At 53.8% G+C, this 24574-nt stretch carries 21 protein-coding genes; 9 read left to right on the top strand and 12 right to left on the bottom strand.

The genetic code is table 11. From position 1 onward, the window contains the following. Positions 1-50 precede the first annotated feature (50 nt). From I2D83_RS20660 to I2D83_RS20645, 4 genes are all read right to left on the bottom strand, one after another. Positions 51-785 carry a carbonic anhydrase gene (locus tag I2D83_RS20660; RefSeq protein WP_205947229.1) on the bottom strand — a complete coding sequence of 245 codons (735 nt, stop codon included), beginning with the start codon at positions 783-785 and terminating at the stop codon, positions 51-53. 175 nt (positions 786-960) lie between these two features. Further along, positions 961-1848: a 50S ribosomal protein L11 methyltransferase gene (prmA, locus tag I2D83_RS20655; RefSeq protein ID WP_205947228.1), complete on the bottom strand. Its 888-nt coding sequence runs from the start codon at positions 1846-1848 to the stop codon at positions 961-963. Between the two features lie 17 nt (positions 1849-1865). Next, on the bottom strand, positions 1866-3317 hold the full coding sequence (panF, locus tag I2D83_RS20650) for a sodium/pantothenate symporter (RefSeq protein WP_205947227.1): 1452 nt from the start codon (positions 3315-3317) through the stop codon (positions 1866-1868). Beyond that, positions 3307-3549 (bottom strand): YhdT family protein, encoded by a 243-nt coding sequence (locus tag I2D83_RS20645; RefSeq protein ID WP_180779475.1) that lies wholly within the window; start codon positions 3547-3549, stop codon positions 3307-3309. The genes panF and I2D83_RS20645 overlap by 11 nt, the downstream gene beginning before the upstream one ends. A 545-nt stretch (positions 3550-4094) precedes the next feature. On the opposite strand from I2D83_RS20645, the gene I2D83_RS20640 reads away from it, so the two are divergent. Then, the gene (locus tag I2D83_RS20640; protein ID WP_012772967.1) at positions 4095-4523 is read left to right on the top strand and encodes a TOBE domain-containing protein; all 429 of its coding nucleotides are present in this window, start codon (positions 4095-4097) and stop codon (positions 4521-4523) included. A gap of 272 nt (positions 4524-4795) precedes the next feature. On the opposite strand, the gene accC is transcribed toward I2D83_RS20640, so the two are convergent. From accC to acuI, 6 genes are all read right to left on the bottom strand, one after another. Next, positions 4796-6139 (bottom strand): acetyl-CoA carboxylase biotin carboxylase subunit, encoded by a 1344-nt coding sequence (accC, locus tag I2D83_RS20635; RefSeq protein WP_012772968.1) that lies wholly within the window; start codon positions 6137-6139, stop codon positions 4796-4798. Positions 6140-6150: 11 nt separating this feature from the next. After that, positions 6151-6618 carry an acetyl-CoA carboxylase biotin carboxyl carrier protein gene (gene accB / locus I2D83_RS20630; protein ID WP_012772969.1) on the bottom strand — a complete coding sequence of 156 codons (468 nt, stop codon included), beginning with the start codon at positions 6616-6618 and terminating at the stop codon, positions 6151-6153. A gap of 24 nt (positions 6619-6642) precedes the next feature. Next, positions 6643-7095 (bottom strand): type II 3-dehydroquinate dehydratase, encoded by a 453-nt coding sequence (gene aroQ / locus I2D83_RS20625; RefSeq protein WP_012772970.1) that lies wholly within the window; start codon positions 7093-7095, stop codon positions 6643-6645. Positions 7096-7348: 253 nt separating this feature from the next. After that, the gene (gene msrQ / locus I2D83_RS20620) at positions 7349-7948 is read right to left on the bottom strand and encodes a protein-methionine-sulfoxide reductase heme-binding subunit MsrQ (protein ID WP_194431449.1); all 600 of its coding nucleotides are present in this window, start codon (positions 7946-7948) and stop codon (positions 7349-7351) included. A 79-nt stretch (positions 7949-8027) separates the two neighbouring features. Then, a complete protein-coding gene (gene msrP / locus I2D83_RS20615; protein ID WP_012772972.1) occupies positions 8028-9029 on the bottom strand; it encodes a protein-methionine-sulfoxide reductase catalytic subunit MsrP in 1002 nt (333 codons plus the stop codon). 171 nt (positions 9030-9200) lie between these two features. Beyond that, entirely contained in the window at positions 9201-10178 is a 978-nt protein-coding gene (acuI, locus tag I2D83_RS20610) for an acrylyl-CoA reductase (NADPH) (RefSeq protein ID WP_181829994.1), read from the bottom strand. A 183-nt stretch (positions 10179-10361) separates the two neighbouring features. On the opposite strand from acuI, the gene csrD reads away from it, so the two are divergent. From csrD to tldD, 8 genes are all read left to right on the top strand, one after another. Further along, entirely contained in the window at positions 10362-12299 is a 1938-nt protein-coding gene (gene csrD / locus I2D83_RS20605) for an RNase E specificity factor CsrD (RefSeq protein ID WP_181845752.1), read from the top strand. Between the two features lie 316 nt (positions 12300-12615). Then, entirely contained in the window at positions 12616-13659 is a 1044-nt protein-coding gene (gene mreB / locus I2D83_RS20600; protein WP_010300322.1) for a rod shape-determining protein MreB, read from the top strand. 175 nt (positions 13660-13834) lie between these two features. Further along, positions 13835-14818, top strand: coding sequence for a rod shape-determining protein MreC (gene mreC, locus I2D83_RS20595; protein WP_012772976.1), 984 nt, complete (start codon positions 13835-13837; stop codon positions 14816-14818). Next, on the top strand, positions 14815-15303 hold the full coding sequence (mreD, locus tag I2D83_RS20590) for a rod shape-determining protein MreD (protein WP_012772977.1): 489 nt from the start codon (positions 14815-14817) through the stop codon (positions 15301-15303). Before mreC ends, mreD begins: the two co-directional genes overlap by 4 nt. Before the next feature lie 8 nt (positions 15304-15311). Further along, positions 15312-15905, top strand: coding sequence for a Maf family protein (locus tag I2D83_RS20585; RefSeq protein ID WP_012772978.1), 594 nt, complete (start codon positions 15312-15314; stop codon positions 15903-15905). Then, positions 15895-17364, top strand: a complete 1470-nt coding sequence (rng, locus tag I2D83_RS20580; RefSeq protein ID WP_012772979.1) for a ribonuclease G — start codon at positions 15895-15897, stop codon at positions 17362-17364. The genes I2D83_RS20585 and rng overlap by 11 nt, the downstream gene beginning before the upstream one ends. Positions 17365-17405: 41 nt before the next feature. Beyond that, positions 17406-21236 carry an AsmA2 domain-containing protein YhdP gene (gene yhdP / locus I2D83_RS20575; protein ID WP_205947226.1) on the top strand — a complete coding sequence of 1277 codons (3831 nt, stop codon included), beginning with the start codon at positions 17406-17408 and terminating at the stop codon, positions 21234-21236. Positions 21237-21292: 56 nt separating this feature from the next. Further along, a complete protein-coding gene (gene tldD, locus I2D83_RS20570) occupies positions 21293-22738 on the top strand; it encodes a metalloprotease TldD (RefSeq protein ID WP_181848314.1) in 1446 nt (481 codons plus the stop codon). 79 nt (positions 22739-22817) lie between these two features. Here tldD and I2D83_RS20565 read toward each other — a convergent pair whose 3' ends face one another. Further along, complete coding sequence (locus I2D83_RS20565; RefSeq protein ID WP_181845755.1) at positions 22818-23411, bottom strand: hypothetical protein; 594 nt, start codon at positions 23409-23411, stop codon at positions 22818-22820. A gap of 175 nt (positions 23412-23586) precedes the next feature. Beyond that, positions 23587-24522 carry an HTH-type transcriptional activator AaeR gene (gene aaeR / locus I2D83_RS20560; protein WP_012772984.1) on the bottom strand — a complete coding sequence of 312 codons (936 nt, stop codon included), beginning with the start codon at positions 24520-24522 and terminating at the stop codon, positions 23587-23589. Positions 24523-24574 lie beyond the last annotated feature (52 nt).

Genomic DNA, 24574 nt, shown 5'->3' with positions numbered 1-24574 from the left:
ATTGAGCGGAGGCTGGCCGACAGACGGTCAGACCAGCCTCGTAGAGTGGCTTAGTGGATGATGACGCGGCCATTAAGCGGCTGTATGGGGCGATTATTCGCGTGATGCATGACCGCGCGGAACTGGTTGATTTGTTCAGCAGAGGCGGTGACGGGGTGATCCAGCACCAGCCAGCGAATGCCCTCTGAGCATGGCGGCGTGGTGAGCGACCCACTAAACCGATAGTAGTTTAATGACGTCGGTAACAGGCTCTGAATCGCGATTGGCGTGCGCACGTCCTCCGCCTGATTAACCTGAGCTGGAATCTGCTGCCATGCCGTGGCTAACGGCTGATTGGCTTCTCCCTCCTGAAACATCAGCGCGATAACGGTAAGCGCGCCGCTTGCGTCTTTATAGACAAAATGGCCTTCCAGCGGAAACTGTTTACCGTCAATTTCATTCTCGCTCGGTGCGTGGAAGTGAAACTGCTGTAAGGTGAATGTCTCGTTATCCAACAGCAGTGTATTCCCCGGACCGACGTTAACCTGAACGGTATGCCCATTGTTGATGATTTGCTGTGTCCCTGGCAGGAAGGCTAGTTGTAAAGGGTCGTGCTGGGCGTTCAGTGCCTGACGGATATTGATGGGAGATTGGTTTTTACCGGTTTCACACAGCGAGAAGTCTGGGGACAGCTTTCCCCAATGCGCCGGATCGCCGTTGCCTTCGTAGCCCCAGTGTACCGGATCGGCCGCCAGTACGGGAAAGCAGGCTGACAGCATCAATACGATAGAGAGTTTACCCTTCATTTTTCATCCCTTAAAAATAATGATACGGCATCGTTGAGCGCCGGGCGCAGGTGCGTCCGGTCACTTGCCGGCCAGCATAATACGCCAGCTTATCGGGAGAAATCATGAGGTATAACAAGAAGAAGCTCGCCCACCGTTGCGTACACGGCGGGCGGAGCGGGAAGAGGTAACGTGATTAAGACGCGCGGCGTTGACCGGTAATGCGGCACCACTCTTCGCGTTCTGCCACCGGATCGAGCGTGAACTTGTCTGTGTAGGCTTCTGCGACGCCGTCGGCCTGCGTCGCCAGTACGCCTGACAGGCCGAGGTGGCCGCCCGCTTTAGGTAGATCGCTAATCAGCGGTGCCAGTTCGCGCAGCGGGCCAGCAAGGATGTTGGCGACGACGACATCGGCAGACAGGTCGGCAGGCTGGTCTTTCGGCAGATAAAGCTCAAGACGTTCGGAGACGCCGTTGCGCTGTGCGTTGTCGCGGCTGGCCTGAATCGCCTGCGGATCGATATCAATCCCGATAGCGCGTGCGGCACCCAGTTTCAGAGCGGCAATCGCCAGAATGCCGGAACCGCAGCCGAAATCGATGATGGTTTTCCCTTCCAGATCCAGTCCGTCGAGCCATTGCAGGCACAGCGCGGTCGTTGGGTGGGTACCGGTGCCAAACGCCAGACCGGGATCGAGCATGACGTTGACGGCGGTTGGGTCAGGAATGTCACGCCAGCTTGGGCAAATCCACAGACGTTTACCGAACTGCATCGGGTGGAAGTTATCCATCCATTCACGTTCCCAGTCTTTGTCTTCCAACTGTTCGATTTTGTGTTTAAAACCGACGCCCAGCAGCGGTTCTTGCTCCAGTATGGCGATAACGTCATTCATGTCGGTTTCGGCGTCGTACAGCGCAATCGCGTCGGTATCACCCCACAGGCGGGTTTCGCCCGGCAGCGGTTCGAACACCGGGGTATCGTGCGTATCCTGAAACGTAACGGATACCGCACCGCTTTCTATCATGGCGTCACCCAGTTGTTCTGCAACATTTCCTGAGGTGTTTATTTTCAGTTGAATCCACGGCATAGCAGTCTCTATTACATTTAAAGTGAAGATGAAGCGGCAACTGGCGCTGGTGGATTATGACCAAAGCGGTTGCCAATAATAAACGCCATCAGGCTGAGTAACAGCGATGGCACAATCGGGTGATATCCGGCCAGTTGAAGATTGAAGCTGGCCAGTAAGGTATAGCAAATCGCCCCGCTGAACATGGCGCTAAGCGCACCTGCGGCATTCGCGCGTTCCCAGTACAGGCCCAGCACCAGCGGCCACAGGAACACCGCTTCCAGTCCGCCAAACGCCAGCAGGTTTAGCCAGATGATCATATCTGGCGGCCGTAAGGAAGCCAGTAGCACCAGCAGACCCAACAGCAGCGTGGTCATGCTGGACAGGATCTTGATGCGGCGTTCGTTATGGATCTGCTGCGGACGTACGCTGAGATAGAGATCCTTGATGATCGTCGCGGAAGCCTGAAGCAGATGCGCATTAATGTTGGACATGATAGCGGCCATTGGCGCAGCGAGAAAGATCCCGGCGGCCAGTGGCGGTAGTACGGTGACCATCAGCGCCGGTAACACCTGATCGGGAATCGTCAGATTTGGCATCACGGCGCGGCCCAGCGCCCCAGCCAGATGCATGCCGAGCATCAGAATGCCGATGACGATGGTACCGATAATAATCCCGCGGTGCAGCGCTTTGCTGTCGCGATAAGAGATACAGCGGACGGCGGTGTTCGGCAGGCCGATAACGCCGAAGCAGACCAGCACCCAGAATGAGGCCATAAACGGCATCGACAGAATACCGCCGCTGCCCTGCGGAGAGACCAGCATTGGGTCGATCTGTTGCAGTTTATCCACCGCGCTGTGTAAACCGCCAGCGGCATAGATCACGCCGACTAGTAGGATGACGGTGCCGATCAACATCACGATGCCCTGCATCGCATCATTCAGCACGCTGGCACGGAAACCGCCAAACGTGGTGTACAGCGCGATGGTGACGCCAAAAATCAGCAGGCCGATGTCGTAAGGGATGTTCGCTGCGGTTTCCAGCAGGCGTGCGCCGCCGATGAATTGCACGGCCATCGCGCCGATAAACGCGACCAGCAGGCTGATGCTGGCGAACCACACCAACAGCGGGCTGTTATAGCGGGCGTATAGCATGTCATTCAGCGTGATAGCGTTGTAGCGCCGCGCCAGAATGGCGAATTTTTTCCCCAAAATACCCAACGACAGCAGCATGGTGGGAAGCTGGATCATCGACAGCAGCACCCAGCCCAGGCCGTATTTATACGCGGCACCCGGTCCACCGATAAATGAGCTGGCGCTGACGTAAGTGCCGATCAGCGTCATTGCTAGCACAAACCCGCCCATCGAGCGGCCGCCAAGGAAGTATTCGTTAAGAAAGTTGCCCGCCTTACGGCGACGGTACGCATAGACCGACAGCCCGAAGACCAGCAGCAGATAGCCAATCAGCGGCAATAAAATTTCAATTTGCATCGTCACTCTCCAGTGAGATATCGCGGAAAATGACGCGAACCATCAGCCAGCACAGCAGCGTAAACACGAGCGGCAGCAGTAGGCAGGCCATCTCAAACCAGTGTGGAAGGCCGGTTATCCCTTGCGTGTTGTCTGGCAAATAGGCGGCAAGCGCCCAGGCCACTAAATAAACCAGCGTCAGGCCAAAAGCCCAGCGGGCTTCTCTGTGCGCCTGAGGAAAGCGTGTATCCATGTTCTTCTCCACCGTAAATGGGAGGATTAGCCCGTCATTTTAGGGCATGGGTATTGTTATGATCGTCGTGATGACGAAAGCGGGAATTTTACGGCATGTGGGCCAATTGACTAGTAAGAATTACGCCATTGGCGTAAAAGCCCGCTATGGGGTACTCATCGTTTGGTGAAAAAACGGCTTTACCATTGGGGAATAAAAAGAGGGGGTTAGTGTGTCACTTTGCCGCTTTATTTCGGTCTGGTGAGCAACAGAGCAAGGCGGAAATAAAATTTATCTCGCCACAAAATAATACTAAATGAGTATTTTTGCTTATTGATCTTGAGGTAATTAGCGAATGATGGACGTCACATCGCATAATTTTCTCAGGAGAAGATTTACTATAGGGCTATTATTTATCACCTGCTATTCCTGAGCAGAATATTAGCGGTGCGCAAGGGAACATAATAATAACGCTAGCGTTATTGGCGCTGTTGTAGGTCGGGTTGCCGATGTTTTAGTGCTCAATATCTCAGTGTCTATGTTAAAGATGAACCAAAGGAGTCGTTATGTCAGTTTCAGCAAGAAATCAGCTTTCGGGTGTTGTGTCTTCCATTGTTGAGGGGGCGGTAAACAATGAAGTCGCATTGACTCTGGAAAGTGGAGATAAGTTAACGACGGTGATTACACGAGCCAGCTGTCAATCTATGGACCTGGCCGTTGGCAAGCCGGCGATTGCGCTGGTGAAAGCCCCCTGGGTCATTCTGGCATCCGCCGAATGTGGTTTGAATTTTTCTGCCCGCAATCAGTTTCACGGCAAGGTGAGTTCCGTTACGAAAGGCGCCGTAAACTCGACGGTACAACTGGTGACTGCGGGTGGGTTGACGCTGACCTCAACCGTGACCAATGAGAGTCTGGAAGAGATGAACATTGATGTGGGCAACGAATTAATCGCGCTGGTTAAAGCATCCAGTATTATTCTGGCTACCCGGAAATAATTGTCGGTTTCTGTCGCGAAATATAACGATCACTGCCGATAAACGACGGATATATACGGGTTTATCGGCTTATTTTTTACCGCAGAATATTTCTTCCTTCGATGTGTCCCCGCGTAAAACGTATCTTATTTTTCGGTTCAAATGACCACATCAGGTATCGCTGGAAATGTGATTGGAATGATTAATCCTCAATGGGATTATTTAAGAGATAGACATCGGCATAAATAACAAAGGCCAGCGTAAGCTGGCCTTTTGACTCGATTGCGAAGTGTTTACTGCAAGCCGAGTTTCTTCTCCAGATAGTGGATGTTCGTGCCACCTCTCTGGAAGTTTTCGTCGCTCATGATCTTCATCTGAAGTTCGATGTTGGTTTTAATACCATCGATAATCAGTTCAGCCAGCGCGTTCTTCATACGGGAAATCGCGATTTCGCGCGTTTCGCCGTAGGTGATCAGCTTGCCGATCATGGAATCGTAATACGGCGGTACGGTATAACCGGCGTAAATATGCGATTCCCAACGGACACCAAAGCCGCCCGGCGCGTGGAAACGCGTGATTTTACCCGGGCTTGGCAGGAACGTGTTCGGGTCTTCCGCGTTGATACGGCATTCCACCGCATGGCCGCGAACCTTGACGTCTTTCTGCTTGATGGACAATGGCAGACCGGCAGCGATGCGCAGCTGCTCTTTGATCAGATCCACGCCGGTAATCATTTCGGTGACCGGATGCTCTACCTGAATACGGGTGTTCATTTCAATGAAGTAGAACTCACCGTTTTCGTACAGGAACTCGAACGTACCCGCACCGCGATAGTTGATATCGATACAGGCTTTGGCGCAGCGATCGCCGATGTTGCGACGCAGCTCGTCCGTAATGCCTGGTGCTGGCGCTTCTTCCACCACTTTCTGGTGACGACGCTGCATGGAACAGTCACGCTCGGCCAGATAGACGGCGTGACCCTGACCATCAGCCAGAATCTGAATTTCCACGTGACGTGGGTTTTCCAGATATTTTTCCATGTAGACCATGTCGTTGTTGAAAGCCGCTTTGGCTTCCGCACGGGTCATGTTGATGGATTGTTCCAGCTCTTTGTCGCTGCGCACGACGCGCATACCACGACCACCGCCGCCGCCAGAGGCTTTGATGATGACCGGATAGCCAATGCGTTTTGCATGAACACGGTTAGCGTCCATGTCGTCGGTCAGAGGGCCGTCAGAACCTGGTACGGTTGGGACACCCGCTTTTTTCATGGCGGTGATGGCAGACACTTTGTCGCCCATCAGGCGAATGGTTTCTGCGCGTGGGCCGATGAAGATAAAGCCAGAGCGTTCAACCTGCTCAGCGAAATCCGCGTTTTCGGACAGGAAACCGTAGCCAGGGTGAATCGCGACGGCCCCGGTGATTTCCGCAGCGGAAATAATCGCAGGGATGTTCAGATAGCTTTTTGTTGACGGTGCTGGACCGATACACACGGTTTCGTCCGCCAGCAATACGTGTTTTAAATCGCGATCCGCACTGGAGTGAACGGCGACAGTTTTGATGCCCAGTTCTTTACAGGCACGCAAAATACGCAGCGCAATCTCTCCGCGGTTAGCGATAACGATTTTATCTAGCATGATAAGCCTCGTTATTCGATGACAACCAGTGGCTCGTCAAATTCAACCGGCTGACCGCTTTCAAGCAGAATGGCTTTCACCACGCCCGCTTTGTCGGCTTCGATCTGGTTCATCATTTTCATGGCTTCGACGATGCACAGGGTATCGCCAACATTGACTTGCTGACCCACTTCCACGAACGCTTTCGCGTCTGGGCTTGGGGTGCGATAGAAGGTTCCAACCATTGGAGAACGAACGATGTGTCCACTGATGGCAGCCGGTGCGGCGGCAGCTTCCACTGGCGCTGGTGCAACGGCGGCGGCCAGAGCAGGCTGTGGCTGCATCATCGGGGTCGCGTAGGCCTGTTGCATCATCGGGTAGTTAACTGCTGCTGGGGCACGACTGATACGTACTGATTCTTCACCTTCAGAAATTTCCAGTTCGGCGATGCCGGACTCTTCAACCAGTTCGATCAGTTTTTTGATTTTACGAATATCCATGGATGTGGTTCCGTACTCTTTTGTTTAATTGGAAGTTGACAGGCGTTTGACCGCCGTCTGTAAAGCATACTGATAACCATCTGCCCCCAGGCCACATATCACGCCTACCGCAACATCAGAAAGGTAGGAATGATGACGAAAAGGCTCACGTGCGTGCACGTTGGACAGATGAATTTCGATAAACGGAATCGAGACCGCCAGCAGGGCATCACGCAGCGCAACGCTGGTGTGTGTGAATGCCGCCGGGTTAATCAGAATGAAGTCTGTGTTTCCTCTGGCCTGATGGATGGTATCGATCAGAACATGTTCCGCGTTGGATTGCAGATGGGAAAACTTCACGTTCAATGCCTGCGCCTGTGTTTCCAGTTCGCTGACAATGTCTGCTAGCGTCGTCTTACCGTATTTGTCGGGCTCTCGGGTTCCTAGCAGATTCAGGTTTGGACCGTTCAAGAGCAAAATGTGAAACTTTTCTGCCATTGTGCTGCTATCTCCCGCGATTGACCAAGATTGCCAAAACCGTGTCGCACAAAATAGCGCGAAGCTATTCGTTTGTCACCTTTCGTGATGCAAATTGTCCACCCGAGAAATTAAAGTCGTGCATTATAACTATATCGTGGCAATTCGCAGCTAAATACTGGTCTTATCTGCGGAGATATTCCTACACCAGGGCGTGAAACTGCGTCAGCTTTACGGCAGCCCACAGTCGGGTTTTCCTGTGCTAGCGCGGCGTTTAGCGCCACCACTGGCGAAATTTCTTATAACGGAGCAGCAGCAATATCAGTGCCGCCAGCGCATACAAAATGGGCTGTGGAGACAGCGTTTTAACTGACCAAAGATAGTGGATAGGCGCAAGAATGGCGACTAAATAGACAAAATTATGCAGTTTTTGCCATTGCGATCCCAACTTGCGCATCATCATCTGTGGCGAGGTCACTGCCAGCGCCAGCAAAATCAGCCAGCTTATGACACCCAGCGTCAAATAGGGACGGGATATCAGCTCCTTACCCAACAGCGCCAGATGATCCAGACCCAGTTCCAGCAGCGCGTAACTCACCAGATGTAACGTCGCCCAGAAAAAACACCACAGCCCGAGGAGCCGGCGGCAGCGAATGAGCAGCGGCTGTTTGCCGTAGCGCGCCAGTGGCGTGACTAGCAGCGTCGCCAGCAGCAATTTCAGCGCCATTCTGCCGGTAAAGTGCTGGATATCCTTGGCCGGATCGGCGCTGAACCACCCTTGGTCAACCGACAATATCAGCCACAGCAGCGGCAGAAAACCAGCCAGATGGAGTAGCACTTTTAACCGGGTAATGTGTTGTAGCGTCAGTCTCATGCTGATGTGAATTCCTATCCTGACAACGTGTTATTGGCGAGACGTTTTGTGTTATTAGCTAGGCGTTTTGTTTTATTAGCTAAAAGTTGTCGCGCAGATTCAAGCCGCGATACAACGAAGCGACCTGTTCTGCATAGCCGTTGAACAACAGCGTGGGTTGACGCTCAACGTTAAGCAGGCCGCCTGAACCGATGACGCGTTCTGTCGCCTGCGACCAGCGCGGGTGATCCACATGGGGGTTAACGTTGGCATAGAAGCCATATTCATCCGGAGCCGCCAGGTTCCATGTGCAGGGTGGTTTCTCACGCGTGAACCGGATATGTACGATGGATTTGATGTTCTTGAAGCCGTATTTCCACGGCGTGACTAACCGGATGGGGGCACCGTTCTGCGGCGGCAACGTCTTGCCGTAAACGCCGACAGCCAGCAGTGCCAACGGGTTCATGGCTTCATCCATCCGCAACCCTTCTACATAGGGATAATCCAGCCCGCCGCCCATGAAGCGATCTTTTTGTCCCGGCATCTGCTCTGGATCGTACAGCGTCTGAAACGCCACGTAGCGTGCGTTGCTGGTGGGTTCAGCAAATTTAATCAGCTTGGCCAGCTCAAAACCGACCCACGGAATGACCATCGACCACGCTTCGACGCAGCGAAAACGGTAGATCCGCTCTTCCAGCGGAAAGCGCTTTAGCAAATCGTCGATATCCAGCGTGAGCGGTTTGGCGACATCACCGTCAATCTTGATGGTCCAGCCTTCGGTTTTTAACCCGCCAGCATTGGCCGCCGGATCGGCTTTATCCAGCCCGAACTCATAGAAGTTGTTATAGCCCGTAACCTTATCTTCCGGCGTGAGCGGCAAATCGAGCTTCCAGTCAGCGGGTTGGCTAAATGTGAGCGGTTTACCCGGCGGCGCTTTGGGTTTATCGGTGCCTTTAAACCAGGCCAGCAGGTCGGCCTGTGCAGAAAACGGCAGTGAAAGCGCGGCAGCGGAAATACCCAGCGCTTTTAATATGCGCCGACGCTGATAGAAGAGGGATTCCGGGGTAACGTCGGCTTCAGTGGGTTTGCGATGTTTGTGCATGTGAACTCCCGCCAGTCATTATTATTGTTGACGCAAAGTGGCGTTTTTACGGCTAACTGTTCACTTAGTTATAGATGAACTACGGTAGAAACCGCGACAGGAGAGATGAAATACTTTTTTGCAGGGTGTAACAGCCACCCGCGGTGCAGGTGGCTGGATCAACGAAAGGTGTTAGCTGATTTTCACCAGCGTGCGGCCGGTGACTTTATTTTCCAGCAGCGCAGCGGCAGTGGCAGGGACGTCTTCCAGCCCGATTTCCTGCGTGACTTGCTGGTAAAACGACTCTGGCAGGATGGTTGCCAGGCGCTCCCATGCCTGCTGACGGCGAGCCAGCGGTGCCATAACGGAATCCACACCTTGCAGGCGAACATTACGTAAAATAAAAGGCATCACGGTAGTCGGCAGCGCAATGCCGCCAGCCAGACCGCACGCCGCGACCGTCGCGTTGTAATCCATCTGCGCCAGCAGCGTCGCCAGTACGTTATCACCGACGGTATCAACCGCGCCGGCCCAGCGTTGTTTCTCCAGTGGGCGAGGGCTTCCGCTGAATTCGCTGCGATCTAGCACCTGTTTGGCGCCAAGTTTTTTCAGGTAATCGGTGTTGTCAGCACGGCCGCTGACGGCAGTGACCTGATAACCTAGCTCTGCAAGCAGGGCGACAGCGGTACTGCCAACGCCGCCGCTGGCACCGGTCACGATAATGTCGCCGCTTTCTGGCGTGATGCCGCCGTCCTCCAGCGCCATGACGCACAGCATCGCGGTGAAGCCCGCGGTACCCAGAATCATGGCCTTACGAGCATCCAGCGAAGCGGGCAGGGGAACCAGCCAATCGCTCTTTACGCGAGCCTGTTGCGCCAATCCGCCCCAGTGGTTTTCACCCACGCCCCAACCGGTCAGGATGACGGGCTGGCCGACGGTAAACCGATCGCTGTCGCTGTGGCGTACGGTGCCTGCAAAGTCGATCCCAGGAACCATCGGGAAGTTACGAATAATCTTGCCTTTGCCGGTAATGGCAAGCGCATCTTTATAGTTAATGCCGGACCAGTTGATATCGACAGTTACATCCCCGGTGGGAAGCTGCTCCGCGTCAATCTCGCGAATCTGAGCGTGGGTCAGTCCGTCTGACTGTTCAAGAACTAAAGCCTGCATGGGCTATCTCCTGTAGCAGGATGAAAATGGGGAAGTCATTAACGACTATAGTTATTACAGATACTATTTGTTAATACAGTTACCGTTGTGAGTACTGGTACTATGCGTTACAGCTGGTTTATGCGAACTGATAAAAAACAACAAACTCGCAGAAATGACACTTATTTGGAATAGGACGCAGGGATGGGATTTACGACCAGATTTTCGATACTTGTGGTATTGCTGACGGTTCTCGCCATTTTTCTTATGCTTTTCAGTAGCATATTTAGCCTCTGTTATTACAGCCAGCTGCGGACTGAGCAGCAGCTGCGTGAGGTTACGGCCAGTATCGATCAGGCGTTATTAGTGCAATCGCCTGAAAATATCCAATATTGGCTGCCGAGCATGATGAAAACGGCAGGCATTGTTGTGCTGGATATTCAGGATAACGATTCGACCCTCTATTCAATACAGCTCCCTGAGGCCGGCTGGGAACGCACGCACCTCTATCATGAGGTCGAATTTCCACTGATGCACCACCTGAACATGACGATAGCCATACGGTATGTCGATCCGCTGATTGGCTTACCGCGCTTTGTGGTGTCGATGCTATCGGTGCTGTTGGCTGCGGGTCTGATGCTTTTGATGCTGTACTTCTCCATCCGCTGGCTGCGCCGTCAGGCCGCGGGACAGGAAGAATTGGAAGAACGCGCGCAGCGTATTCTCAAGGGCGAACGTGAATCGGTTATGCAGGGGTCGGTACGTGAATGGCCGGTCAATACCAGCGGGGCGCTCGATCAACTGCTGTCTGATTTAGTGGAGGCGCGGGAGGAGCGCGGGCGGGTTGATACCTTAATTCGCGCGTTCGCCGCACAGGATGCCGAAACCGGGCTGAGTAATCGTCTGTTTTTTGATAATCAACTGACCACACAGTTGGAGGATGGCGAAGAAGTGGGGACGCACGGCGTCGTCATGATGATCCGCGTACCCGATTTTGAAACTTTGCAGGAAACGCACGGTGATAGCAGTGCGCTTCAGGAATACCGTTTCACGCTGATCAATCTGCTGTCGACGTTTGTCATGCGCTATCCCTCCGCGTTGCTGGCGCGCTATTTCAGCAGCGATTTCACCGTATTACTCCCTCATAGCACGCTAAAAGAAGCCAATGCGATTGCCACGCAGCTGGTGAAGTCCATCGATATTCTCCCTGCCTGCCCGTTGATCGATCGGGAAGAAGTGCTCCACATTGGTATCTGCGCCTATCGCGGCGGGCAAAGCGCCGAGCAGGTGATGGAAAGTGTGGAAGACGCGACGCGCAATGCGGTGTTGCAGGGCGGTAACAGCTGGTGCGTGTTTGACAGACAAGTGCCAGAGAAGGGGCGCGGCAGTGTGAAATGGCGCACCTTGCTGGAACAGACGTTGGCGCGTGGCGGCCCGAGGCTGTATCAGAAACCTGCGGTCACCAAAGAGGGCGTGGTGCATCATCGCGAAATGATGAGCCGGATCTACGATGGGGAACAGGAACTGCTCGCCGCGGAGTATATGCCGCTGGTTCAACAACTGGGGCTGGCAGCCAGCTATGATCGACAGCTTGTGGCGCGAATTATTGATTTGTCAGCGAACTGGCCCGGGGAAACACTGGCTTTGCCGGTAAGCGTGGACTCACTTTTGCAGAAGCCTTTCCTGCGTTGGCTGAAAGAAGTCTTACTACAATGTCCGAAAACGCAGCGGCAGCGCATTTTATTTGAACTTGCAGAGGCAGATGTTTGTCAATATATCGGCCGCCTGCGCCCGGTTCTCACTGTGATCCTGGGATTAGGCTGTCGTCTGGCGGTAACGCAGGCGGGTTTAACGCTGGTTAGTACGACATATATCAAGTCACTCCCCGTGGAGATCATCAAGCTTCATCCCGGTTTGGTGCGTAGTCTTGAACGTCGTCCGGAAAATCAGCTGTTTGTACAAAGCCTGACCGAAGCCTGTAAAGGCTCGCAAACGCGAGTGTTTGCCGCTGGCGTGCGGACCAAAGAGGAGTGGCGAATGCTGTTGGGCAAGGGGGTTTATGGTGGGCAAGGGGATTTTTTTGCCGCATCAGTCCTTGTAACGGATGAGCTGAAAAAATATTCATCGCGGCATCGCGTTTAATATAAACGTCCTGTTCAAATTGACGTAGAATGAGGCGGTTGTTAAATCGGTTAGTGTGTGCTTACGATAGCGGCAATCCGATTAAATGTTAGATTTTATGTCCTGTGTTAGCGCAATTCTGTCGGGGAGACAGTGGTAAGATGCCTTGCCGCCTGAGGAGAAGGCATTTTGTGCCTTCTCTATGACGCCGACGTGCGCAACGCAGACTCATTTTTCACCGAAGCAGAGCCTTTTCGTGCCTTGTCGCTGCTTCGTGTGGTTGGTAAAGTAGGCGGATTTATTTTTCGCCCCCAGCTTGCAGGATTATCCTTTAGTTATGTTTAAGAAATTTCGTGGCATGTTTTCCAACGACTTGTCCATCGACCTGGGTACCGCCAATACCCTGATTTATGTTAAAGGGCAGGGCATCATACTGAATGAACCCTCTGTGGTTGCGATTCGTCAGGATCGTGCTGGTTCCCAAAAAAGCGTGGCGGCAGTAGGCCACGACGCTAAGCAGATGCTGGGCAGAACGCCTGGGAATATCGTGGCGATTCGCCCGATGAAAGACGGCGTTATTGCTGACTTCCAGGTCACGGAAAAAATGTTGCAGCACTTTATCAAACAAGTGCATAGCGACAGCTTTATGCGTCCGAGCCCACGCGTGTTGGTGTGTGTTCCAGTGGGAGCAACACAGGTTGAGCGTCGTGCGATTCGCGAATCTGCACTGGGTGCGGGTGCCCGTGAAGTGTTTCTGATCGAAGAGCCGATGGCGGCAGCGATCGGTGCTGGTATGCCGGTATCCGAAGCGACGGGCTCCATGGTAGTGGATATCGGTGGTGGTACCACGGAAGTGGCGGTGATCTCGCTGAACGGCGTGGTGTACTCCTCTTCTGTCCGTATTGGCGGTGACCGCTTTGACGAAGCGATCATCAACTACGTTCGTCGTAACTATGGTTCACTGATCGGTGAAGCAACGGCGGAACGTATCAAGCATGAAATCGGCTCCGCGTATCCGGGCGACGAAGTGCTTGAGATTGAAGTACGTGGCCGTAACCTGGCTGAAGGTGTGCCGCGTGGATTTACGCTGAATTCCAACGAAATTCTGGAAGCGCTGCAAGAGCCGTTGACGGGTATCGTCAGCGCGGTCATGGCGGCGTTGGAACAGTGCCCACCGGAACTGGCCTCCGATATTTCCGAGCGCGGTATGGTGTTAACTGGCGGTGGCGCACTGCTGCGTAACCTGGATCGCTTGCTGATGGAAGAGACCGGTATTCCGGTCGTGGTGGCTGAAGATCCACTGACCTGTGTTGCCCGTGGCGGCGGCAAGGCGCTGGAAATGATCGACATGCACGGTGGCGATTTGTTCAGCGAGGAGTAATCCTGTCTGGAAAAGGGGGGACCGGATGGATGAACGCCTGCGTTTTTCATCTCTCGTGGTTACCCCTTTTTTATTTGCCTGAGCGAATGAAATCCGCCCTACGGGGCTGCCGCTTTGTGACGTTAAAAATCGCCGGGAGCGATTTGAGGTTGCTGTCGAGGAATACGCAAATTTTATGAAGCCGCTTTTTAGCAGGGGACCTTCCCTGCAATTACGACTTTTTCTTGCTGTCGTTACCGCGATTGTCGTGATCGTTGCGGACAGTCGGCTCGGTTCGTTCGTCAAAATCAGAACGTACATGGATACCGCCGTCAGCCCATTTTATTTTCTGGCAAATGGGCCCCGTCAGGTTCTGGACAACATGTCCGCCTCACTGGCGACCCGTGAGCAATTAGGCCTTGAAAATACTGCGCTGCGTCAGGAGCTGTTGATGAAAAACAGCGACCTGTTGATGTTAGGTCAGCTCAAGCAGGAAAATGCGCGGTTACGTGAACTGCTCGGCTCGCCACTGCGTCAGGATGAGCAGAAGATGGTGACGCAGGTGATGTCTGCTGGAACCGACCCTTACAGCGATCAGGTAGTGATTGATAAAGGTCAGACGAACGGCGTGTATGAAGGGCAACCGGTCATCAGCGATAAAGGCGTGGTGGGTCAGGTTGTGGCGGTTGGGCAGTTTACCAGCCGGGTTTTGTTGATTTGTGATGTTTCCCACGCGCTGCCCATTCAGGTGCTGCGCAACGATATCCGCGTGATTGCTGCCGGTAATGGCTGCGCCGACGATCTGCAACTGGAGCACTTGCCTAACAATACCGATATTCGCGTCGGTGATGTGCTGGTCACATCGGGGCTGGGCGGACGTTTCCCTGAAGGGTATCCGGTCGCGGTTGTGTCATCGGTCAAAGCTGATACACAGCGCGCTTATACGATTATTCAGGCACGCCCGACGGCGGGGCTACAGCGCCTGCGCTATCTGTTGTTACTGTGGGGTGTGGAGAATAACTCCAATACCTCGCTGCCGCCGGCGGAAGTCCATCGGGTTGCCAATGAGCGGCTGATGCAGATGATGCCGCAGGTATTACCGTCGCCTGACGACATGGGGCCTCCGTTGCCTCCTGATACCGCTGCGCCCACCGTCGAGCCGCAGAGAGGCCGCCAATGAACCGTTATCGCAGGCATGGCAACTGGATTATCTGGCTTTCTTTTCTGATCGCCATGGTGTTGCAGATTATGCCGTGGCCGGATGAAATCTACATGTTTCGCCCCTCCTGGCTGACGCTATTCCTGATTTACTGGGTGATGGCATTGCCACATCGGGTGAATGTCGGCACAGGATTTATATTAGGTCTGATTATGGACCTGATTCTTGGGTCTACACTGGGAGTACGGGCGCTGGCGTTGAGCATTATTGCTTATCTGGTCGCCTTTAAATTCCAACTGTTCCGAAATATGGCGTTATGGCAGCAGGCATTAATCGTCATGCTATTGTCGCTGCTGATGGACCTCACGGTATTCTGGGCAGAATTTTTAGTTATTAATGTCTCTTTCCGACCAGAAACATTCTGGAATAGCGTCGTGGATGGCGTACTCTGGCCGTGGCTGTTCCTCCTGATGCGTAAAATTCGCCGTCAGTTTACTGTGCAATAAGGTGATTCATGACCCAGCTTTATCTGGCCTCCGCTTCTCCCCGCCGTCGTGAACTGCTCACGCAGCTCGATATTCCTTTTGCTGTACTGAACGTCGCGGTGGAAGAGCAGCGGTTACCGGAGGAAGCAGCGGAAGTCTATGTCCGGCGTCTGGCGCATGAAAAAGCCGCGGCGGGTGTCGCGGCTGCACCGCTCGATTTGCCGGTTCTGGGGGCGGACACCATCGTAGTGCTTAACGGCCAGGTGTTGGAAAAACCGCAAGATGAAGCCCATGCGGCAGAGATGTTGAGTCAACTGTCCGGGAAACCACATCAGGTGATGACGGCCGTCGCGCTGGCAGATAAAGACGATATATTGAGTTGTCTGGTGATCACCGACGTCGTCTTCCGTCCGCTCTCGCAGCAGGATATCGAACGGTATATCGCTAGCGGCGAGCCAATGGATAAAGCTGGGGCTTACGGTATTCAGGGCAAAGGTGGATGCTTTGTCCGGTCGCTTAACGGGAGCTATTACGCGGTGGTTGGGCTGCCGCTGGTAGAAACCCATGAGCTATTCAGTAATTTTGCTGCGTTGCGGAGTGCAAGAGGAAAACATGACTGCTGAGTTACTGGTAAACGTTACACCTTCAGAAACGCGCGTTGCCTATATCGACGGCGGTATTTTGCAGGAAATCCACATTGAGCGTGATGCGAAGCGCGGCATTGTCGGCAACATTTATAAAGGCCGCGTGAGCCGCGTTCTGCCGGGTATGCAGGCGGCGTTCGTGGACATCGGTCTGGATAAAGCGGCATTCCTGCACGCATCCGATATTATGCCGCACACCGAATGTGTTGCCGGTGACGAACAGAAGAATTTTCACGTCCGTGATATCGCCGAGCTGGTGCGTCAGGGGCAGGATCTCATGGTGCAGGTGGTCAAAGATCCACTGGGAACCAAAGGTGCACGACTGACGACCGATATCACACTGCCATCGCGCTATCTGGTGTTTATGCCCGGCGCATCGCATGTTGGCGTGTCACAGCGGATTGAGAGCGAAGCGGAACGCGAGCGCTTAAAGAAAACGGTCGCCGAGTATTGTGACGATGACGGTGGTTTCATCATTCGTACCGCAGCGGAAGGGATCGGTGAAGAAGAACTCTCGCAGGATGCGGCGTTCCTGAAGCGTCTGTGGGGCAAGGTGATGGAGCGCAAAAAGCGCAACCAGACCAAATGCAAGCTCTACGGTGAAGTTGCGCTCGCCCAGCGAATTTTGCGTGATTTCGCCGGTGCGGCGTTGGATCGCATTCGGATTGACTCCCGACTGACGTATGAAGCACTGCTGGAATTTACCTCCGAATATATCCCAGAGATGACCCGCAAACTCGAACACTATGCGGGTAAACAGCCTATTTTTGACCTGTTTGACGTAGAAAATGAGATCCAGCGTTCGCTGGACAGAAAGGTTGAACTGAAGTCCGGCGGCTATTTGATCATCGATCAGACTGAAGCGATGACGACCATCGACATCAACACGGGGGCGTTTGTCGGCCACCGCAATCTGGATGAGACCATTTTCAATACCAACACGGAGGCCACGCAGGCGATTGCGCGGCAGCTGCGCCTGCGTAACCTCGGCGGCATCATCATTATCGACTTCATCGATATGAATAACGACGATCACCGTCGGCGGGTACTGCATTCGCTGGAGCAGGCGCTCAGTAAAGATCGGGTCAAAACCAGTATTAACGGCTTCTCTCAACTAGGATTAGTGGAGATGACGCGTAAACGCACGCGTGAGAGTATCGAGCACGTGCTCTGCCATGAATGCCCGACCTGTCATGGCCGCGGCACCGTGAAGACGGTAGAAAGCGTCTGCTATGAAATCATGCGTGAAATCGTGCGTGTCCACCACGCTTATGACACCGATCGTTTCCTGGTTTATGCTTCACCGGCCGTTGGGGAAGCGCTGAAAAGTGAAGAGTCGCACGCGTTAGCTGAGGTCGAAATTTTCGTCGGCAAGCAGGTCAAAGTACAAATCGAACCCCTGTATAGCCAGGAGCAGTTTGACGTCGTCATGATGTAAATTCGTACGCTCGTCGTCGGCGACGAAAGAAGGAGATATTAGTGAGGCGACTGCCCGGAATTGTAGTCATCACGGGTGCCACTCTTGTCGTGATGGTTGCGCTGTTAGTTAGCGGCTTAAGACTGGTGCTGCCGCAGCTCGATCATTTCCGGCCACAGCTGGTGGCTTGGGCGCAGTCTGCGGCGGGTGTCCCGTTAGAAATCGGCTCGATGACGGGGCGCTGGGAGTCCTTTGGCCCCACGCTGGAAATTGAAAAGCTTCGCACGTCTCTGCCGGAATCAGACTGGCAGGTTGATCGCATTACGCTGGCATTGGATGTGTGGCAGTCATTGTTACACGGGCGCTGGCAGTTCCGCGATCTCACGTTTCACCAGTTAAAGCTCGATATTAATAGCCCTTTTACTGGGCAGCAGCAGGACAGCAAACTGATGGAATCAGGAAAGGTCAGCGACCTTTTCCTGCGCCAGTTTGACCACTTTGACCTGCGTGATAGCCACATTACCTTTCTTACCCCTTCCGGCTCCCGCGCGGAGCTAAGCATCCCACAGCTGACCTGGCTGAATTCCGACAAACGTCATCGTGCGGAAGGGTTGATCAGCTTGTCGAGTTTTAACGGCCAGCACGGCGTGGTGCAAATGCGCATGGACTTGCACGATGAGCAGGGGCTGCTCAGCAACGGCACCTTCTATCTGCAGGCTGATAACATCGATATGAAGCCTTGGCTCAGCCGCTGGATGAAAAATAATACCGGGTTGGAAAGCGCCGATTTTAGCCTGGCGGCCTGGCTGAACGTCCGTGATGGCGGCATCCACAGTGGAGACGTGTTCCTTAATCAGGGGACGGCCAACTGGGGGGACGGTCCTGATGCACATCGCCTGAATGTTGATGACATGACGCTGCATGTCAGCCGTCAGGAAAATGGCTGGCAGGTGGATGTGCCTGAATTGAATCTGGCAACGGATGGCATTGCCTGGCCGAAAGGGCGGCTCTCTGCCCTCTGGCTGCCAAAAAATGAACACATGCTGGGGCCCGATCGGCAGGAAGAGCTGCGTGTTCGCGCCAGCAATCTGGCGCTGGAGCGGGTAAGCACGCTGTTGCCGCTGCTGTCCAGTACAACGCCAGCGTTGAAAGAACGTTGGGCAGAACTGCAACCGACGGGCACATTGAATACGGTTTCCGTCGATATCCCTCTGCAACAGCCGGAGAGAAGCCGCTTTCAGGCCAGCTGGCAGGACGTGAGCTGGAAACAGTGGAAATTGCTGCCGGGGGTCGATCATTTTTCTGGTTCTGCCCGTGGCAGCGCCGAGCGTGGTCAGGTCAGCGTAGCATTAAAGCAGAGCACGCTACCCTATGTTGATATGTTCCGCGCGCCGTTGGAAATCCAGCAGGCCAGCGGCACGATTGACTGGCGTAATGACGCACAGGGTTTGGCGCTTTGGAGCCATGGGCTGGATGTGCAGGCGAAATCGCTATGGGCGAACGGTGATTTCCGTTACGAACAGCCAGTTAAACAGGAGCCGAAGCTGGATATTCTGGCGGGTATCCGCTTGACCGACGCGGCGGATGCCTGGCGTTATTATCCTGAACAGTTTATGGGCACTGAGCTGGTGGACTATCTGAGCGGCGCGCTGAAGGGCGGTCGTGTCGATAACGCGACGCTGATCTTTGCCGGTAATCCGCAGCACTTCCCGTATACGCATAACGAAGGCCAATTCGAAGTCTGGGTGCCGGTGAAAGAGGCGACCTTCGAGTTTCAGCCGGGCTGGCCTGCGCTGACGCCACTGGATATTAATCTGGATTTCGCCAACAACGGTCTATGGATGTTTGCGCCACAAACCTGGCTGGGCAAGGTGGAAGGCAAGAATATTAGCGCGGTCATTCCCGATTATGAAAAAGAGATGCTGCTCATTGATGGCGAACTGGAAGGTCCGGGGCCTGAAGTGGGGAACTATTTTAATCAGACGCCGCTGAAATCCTCGTTGGGTACGGCGCTGGATGAACTGAAAATTGGCGGGCCAGTGAAAGGCTCGCTGCATCTGGATATTCCGCTTGTCGGTGATGATGTTCACGCCAGTGGTGACATTGCGCTGAACAATAACAGCCTGTACATCAAACCGTTGAATACCACGATTAAGAATCTCACGGGTAAGTTCCGCTATGAAAACGGCAACTTACGCAGTGACACGCTTCAGGCGAATTGGATGAATCAGCCGATGGCGGTCAACTTCACCACAGAAGAACAAGCGAAGGCCTTTCTGGTGAATGTGGGCTTGCAGGGCGACTGGCAGCCTGCGCTCTTGCCCGGCTTGCCAGCATCGGCAAGCAAGGCGCTGTCCGGCACGGCAGGCTGGAAGAGTACGGTTGCCGTCAATCTGCCGCATACCGGCAAGACAACCTATGAGGTTGATATTCAGGCTGATTTAAATAAAGTGAGTAGTCACTTACCTAACCCGCTAAATAAACCAGCTGGTGAGAGCCTGCCGCTGGAAGTCAAAGCCAGTGGTGATCTGAATGGTTTCGCTATGCAGGGACGGCTGGGCAAGGATAACCGCTTCAATAGTCAATGGCTGCTGAAAGGCGACACCGTGACGCTGGCGCGGGCAAGCTGGCAGAATGCGGCAACGTCGGCGCCTGCATTACCCGATGATTCCTCGCTGGTGCTCGATCTTCCGTCGCTGGATGCGGAAAGTTGGCTGGGGCTCCTGCCATCACTGCGTGCCTCGACATCGGCGGAAGGGAGAAAGGCACAGAGTTCCCTTCGTTTCCCAGAAGCGGTGACCTTGCGTACACCTGAACTGCAACTGTTGGGGCAGCAGTGGCACGATCTGGAAATTACGCGCAAAAATACGCTTGCTGGCAGTGAAGTGAAGGCAAAGGGGCGTGAAATTGACGGAACGGTTGAGATACCCAATCGTGGTATGTGGCGCAGTGACATCAATTATCTCTACTACAATCCTCAGTGGAAAGGGAATGAAGCGACTAACCCGGTGGCGTTAGCAGAGAAAAAATCGCCGTTGAACGACCCGAGTATCAGCTTTGAAGACTGGCCGTCGCTGGCGGTTAATTGTCGCCAGTGCTGGATTATCGGGCAGAATATGGGACGTATTCAGGGAACGCTGCTGCCAGAAAAGGAAAAGTTAACGCTGACGGACGGCATCATTGATACAGGTAAGGCTCGTCTGACGGTCAACGGCACCTGGCAGGAAAATGCTGAAGGCGTACGGACCGCGCTAAAAGGCCGCCTGACCGGGGATAGTCTGGAGCAGAATGCTAACTGGTTCGGCGTTGATTCACCGCTGAAGGCCGGTTCTTTCGATGTGGATTACGATTTGTACTGGCGCGGAACGCCTTGGGCACCGGATATTGCCAGCCTGAGCGGAATATTGCACACGCGCATTGGTAAAGGTGAAATTGCCGAAGTGGGTGCGGGTCAGGCGGGTCAACTGCTGCGTTTATTGAGCTTCGATGCGCTGATGCGTAAGCTGCGGTTTGATTTTAGTGATACGTTTGGCCGTGGATTTTACTTCGACTCGATTCGCAGCACCGCATGGATTAAAGACGGCGTGTTGCATACTGATGATATGCTGATCGACGGTCTGGAGGCGGATATCGCGATGAAAGGCGATCTCGACCTCGCTAAGCGACAGGTCAATATGGAAGCGGTTATCGCCCCGGAAATTTCTGCGACGGTGGGCGTGGCGACCGCATTTGCCGTCAATCCGGTTATAGGGGCCGCGGTGTTTGCTGCCAGTAAAGTGCTGGCACCGCTATGGAACAAGATTTCGCTGATTCGCTACCAGATTTCCGGTAGCCTCGATCAGCCAAAGATTCAGGAAGTGCTGCGTGAGCCGAACAAGAAGAAAGGCGAATAATGCCGTTAGGGCAGCGCAGTGTACTCAGCCGATTATCTGATAAAGAGTGAAAAACTATGAGCCTTTCGTTTGTCAGTGAGCAGTTACTCACCGCCAATAAATTGAATCTTGACGATCTCGCCGCTGTGCTGGGGTCGCTTAATGAGCGTCGTCTGGACTATGCCGATCTCTATTTCCAGTCCAGCTACCATGAATCCTGGGTACTGGAAGATCGCATCATTAAAGACGGTTCTTACAATATCGATCAGGGCGTGGGTATCCGTGCGATTGACGGTGAAAAGACCGGGTTTGCTTATGCCGATCAGATCACGCTGAACGCATTGCATCAGAGTGCGCAGGCAGCACGCAGCATTGTGCGGGAACAGGGTACAGGTACGGCGCACACGCTGGGCGAAGTGTCGCATCGGGCGCTCTATCCAACGTTGAATCCACTGGATAGCTTGACGCGTGAGGACAAAATTGCGCTGTTGCAACGTGCAGATACGGTCGCGCGTGCCGCAGATGCACGCGTGCAGGAAGTGTCAGCCAGCCTGACTGGCGTCTATGAGCTGGTGCTGGTAGCGGCAACAGACGGTACGCTGGCGGCGGATGTGCGTCCGCTGGTTCGCCTGTCGATCAGCGTGCTGGTCGAAGCTGAAGGCAAACGTGAGCGCGGTTCCAGCGGTGGCGGCATGCGTGGCGGCTATGACTATTTCTGGGAAGTGGCGGACGGTGAAGCGCGTGTTGATGCGTGGGCGAAAGAAGCCGTGCGTATGGCGCTGGTTAACCTGTCGGCGGTGGCTGCACCTGCAGGGCCAATGCCGGTGGTGTTGGGCGCAGGCTGGCCGGGCGTGTTGCTGCATGAAGCGGTGGGTCACGGTCTGGAAGGCGATTTTAACCGTCGCGGCACGTCAGTATTCAGCGGACAGATGGGGAAACTCGTCGCGTCAGAGCTGTGCACGGTCGTCGATGATGGCACATTGAGCGGACGCCGTGGCTCCCTCTCAATGGACGATGAGGGCGTTCCGGGGCAGTACAACGTCCTGATCGAAAACGGTATTCTGAAAGGCTACATGCAAGACAAGCTGAATGCTCGTCTGATGGGTGTTGCGCCGACGGGCAACGGTCGCCGCGAGTCTTATGCTCATCTGCCGATGCCGCGTATGACGAACACCTACATGCTGGCCGGGAAATCCACGCCGGAAGAGATTATCTCTAGCGTCGAATACGGCCTGTATGCGCCAAACTTTGGCGGCGGTCAGGTCGATATCACTTCTGGCAAGTTCGTCTTCTCGACGTCCGAAGCGTACCTGATTGAAAAAGGTCGTATCACCACGCCAGTCAAAGGTGCCACGCTGATTGGCTCCGGTATCGAAGCGATGCAGCAGATTTCAATGGTCGGCAACGATCTGGCGCTGGATAAAGGCGTCGGCGTGTGCGGTAAAGAAGGGCAAAGCCTGCCTGTCGGCGTTGGCCAACCTACGTTGAAGCTGGAAAGCCTGACCGTTGGCGGCACGGCGTAATTTGCTCTGATGTCTTTTTAAAACAGCGCTTTTATAAGCGCTGTTTTTTTATTGGGTTGAGAGGTAATGGAGTAAAAAGTCAGGAAACCGCTGCAATAATCGATTTGAGCTGCCTGATGTGTATTTCATCTCGCTGTACCAAGACATCTTCCTTAATCTTGAGAACAATGCCTTTTAATAGGTCTGTTGTACTGGAGATGTTTGTCGTGGTTTTTAGTACGTCAATGTCTGTCGCGACATGCCTTCCTTTAAGAGAAAGACGTTTCTCGGATTTTCCTTTTGCCAAATCACTTTGCAGAAAACGCGGGATCTCTTGTGCCGCTGCGCGATCGGCTGCCAGCGTGTGAAGATAGTATTTCATCAGCGTGGGAATAAAATCGGGTTCCCCACCTAATTCGCAGCTTGCCAGATTTAAGATATCTATCATGTGCGCAGGGACTCTGCTTTCTAGCGCCTTACGCTGTACATCCAGCGCTTTCTTAATCATAGGCGTAGATTGATGGGGGATGATGGCAACATTCCCGCAGCGATTGCAAACGCCAACCAAAACCTGTCTCACCACGCCGCTGCTATCGCTGAATGGGACGTCTCTAAGCTGAAACGTCGCAGTTTCAAGTGACTGGCATGTGTTACAGAGAGCGGACTGTGTATCGCCGACTTTGAAAATTTTCATGTCATCGCCTTCTTGAACCCCATCCCTTCACCTATATTGTACGAATTTATTCGTACCTTATCCATGTGATTTTACTTTCCTGAACGAAGGAAAGAGATATAACGTACGGATGGTGGGATGGGGATGTGTTTTGTATGAAAGAGGAAGGCGTCTCGCATTTTCCTCTTTGCAAATCCTACTTTTTTTCCTCTCCATGATCCTGTCGGTAACCCTGATATGTCAGGGCGACATTTTTGAAGTATTCCGTCATGTAGTTAATACAGACCTGTACTTTTAGCGGCAGGTTGTCTTTGCGGGTGTAGAGCGCATAGACCGGGCGCGGGTCGGAGTGGTAGCGGTTAAATAAGATCTCGATTTCGCCGCGATTGATTTCGTCCACGACCCACATAAGTGGAACGTAGGCGATGCCCGCGCCAGCCTTGAGCCAACGTACCAGCGTTTGCGGATCGTTAGTGACAAAGCGCCCTTGTGGTGTGACGCGGGTTGAAATGCCTTCCGGGGCGATCAGCTCAAATTCGCTGTCAGGGCGTACGCTGTATTCCAGCCAGGAAAAATTCACCATATCTGCCGGTTTATCCGGCGTGCCATGTTGTGCCAGATAGCTTTTGGCGGCACAGATCACCATCGGCATCGAGCCTAATCGTTTTGAGAACAGGCTGGAATCCTGCAATGCGCCGACGCGGATAACGATATCCAGCCCGTCGGCAATCAGGTCGGGAGCGGGGATTCCTGTGACCAGATTCACGGACAAGCCGGGATATTCCTTCAGCATCGCGGCAGTCATGGTGGACAACACATTCTGCGCCATCGTAGAAGAACTGCCGATGCGCAGTGTGCCGATCGGCGTATTGTTGAAAGCGTAGAGCTGCTCATGGACCTCATGCGCCTCATGCAGCATGCGGCGACAGCCGTGATAGTAAATTTTCCCCGCTTCCGTCAGCCCAATGCTGCGCGTACTGCGGTTCAGCAGCTTAATCTGTAGTTCATCTTCAAGCTTGGTGACGGTCTGGCTGACGGCGGATACGCTCATCTGTAACTGGCGGGCGGCCGCGGTAAAAGAACCAAATTCCACCACGCGGGCAAACACCGACATACTCTTTAGTCTTTCCATTATTCACTCTGGCTTAAAAGTGATTTAGATCACACTATGTAGATAAGGTGAT

Source organism: Pectobacterium aroidearum (assembly GCF_015689195.1).
GTDB lineage: Bacteria > Pseudomonadota > Gammaproteobacteria > Enterobacterales > Enterobacteriaceae > Pectobacterium > Pectobacterium aroidearum.
This window is presented reverse-complemented; position numbering and strand designations above follow the sequence as displayed.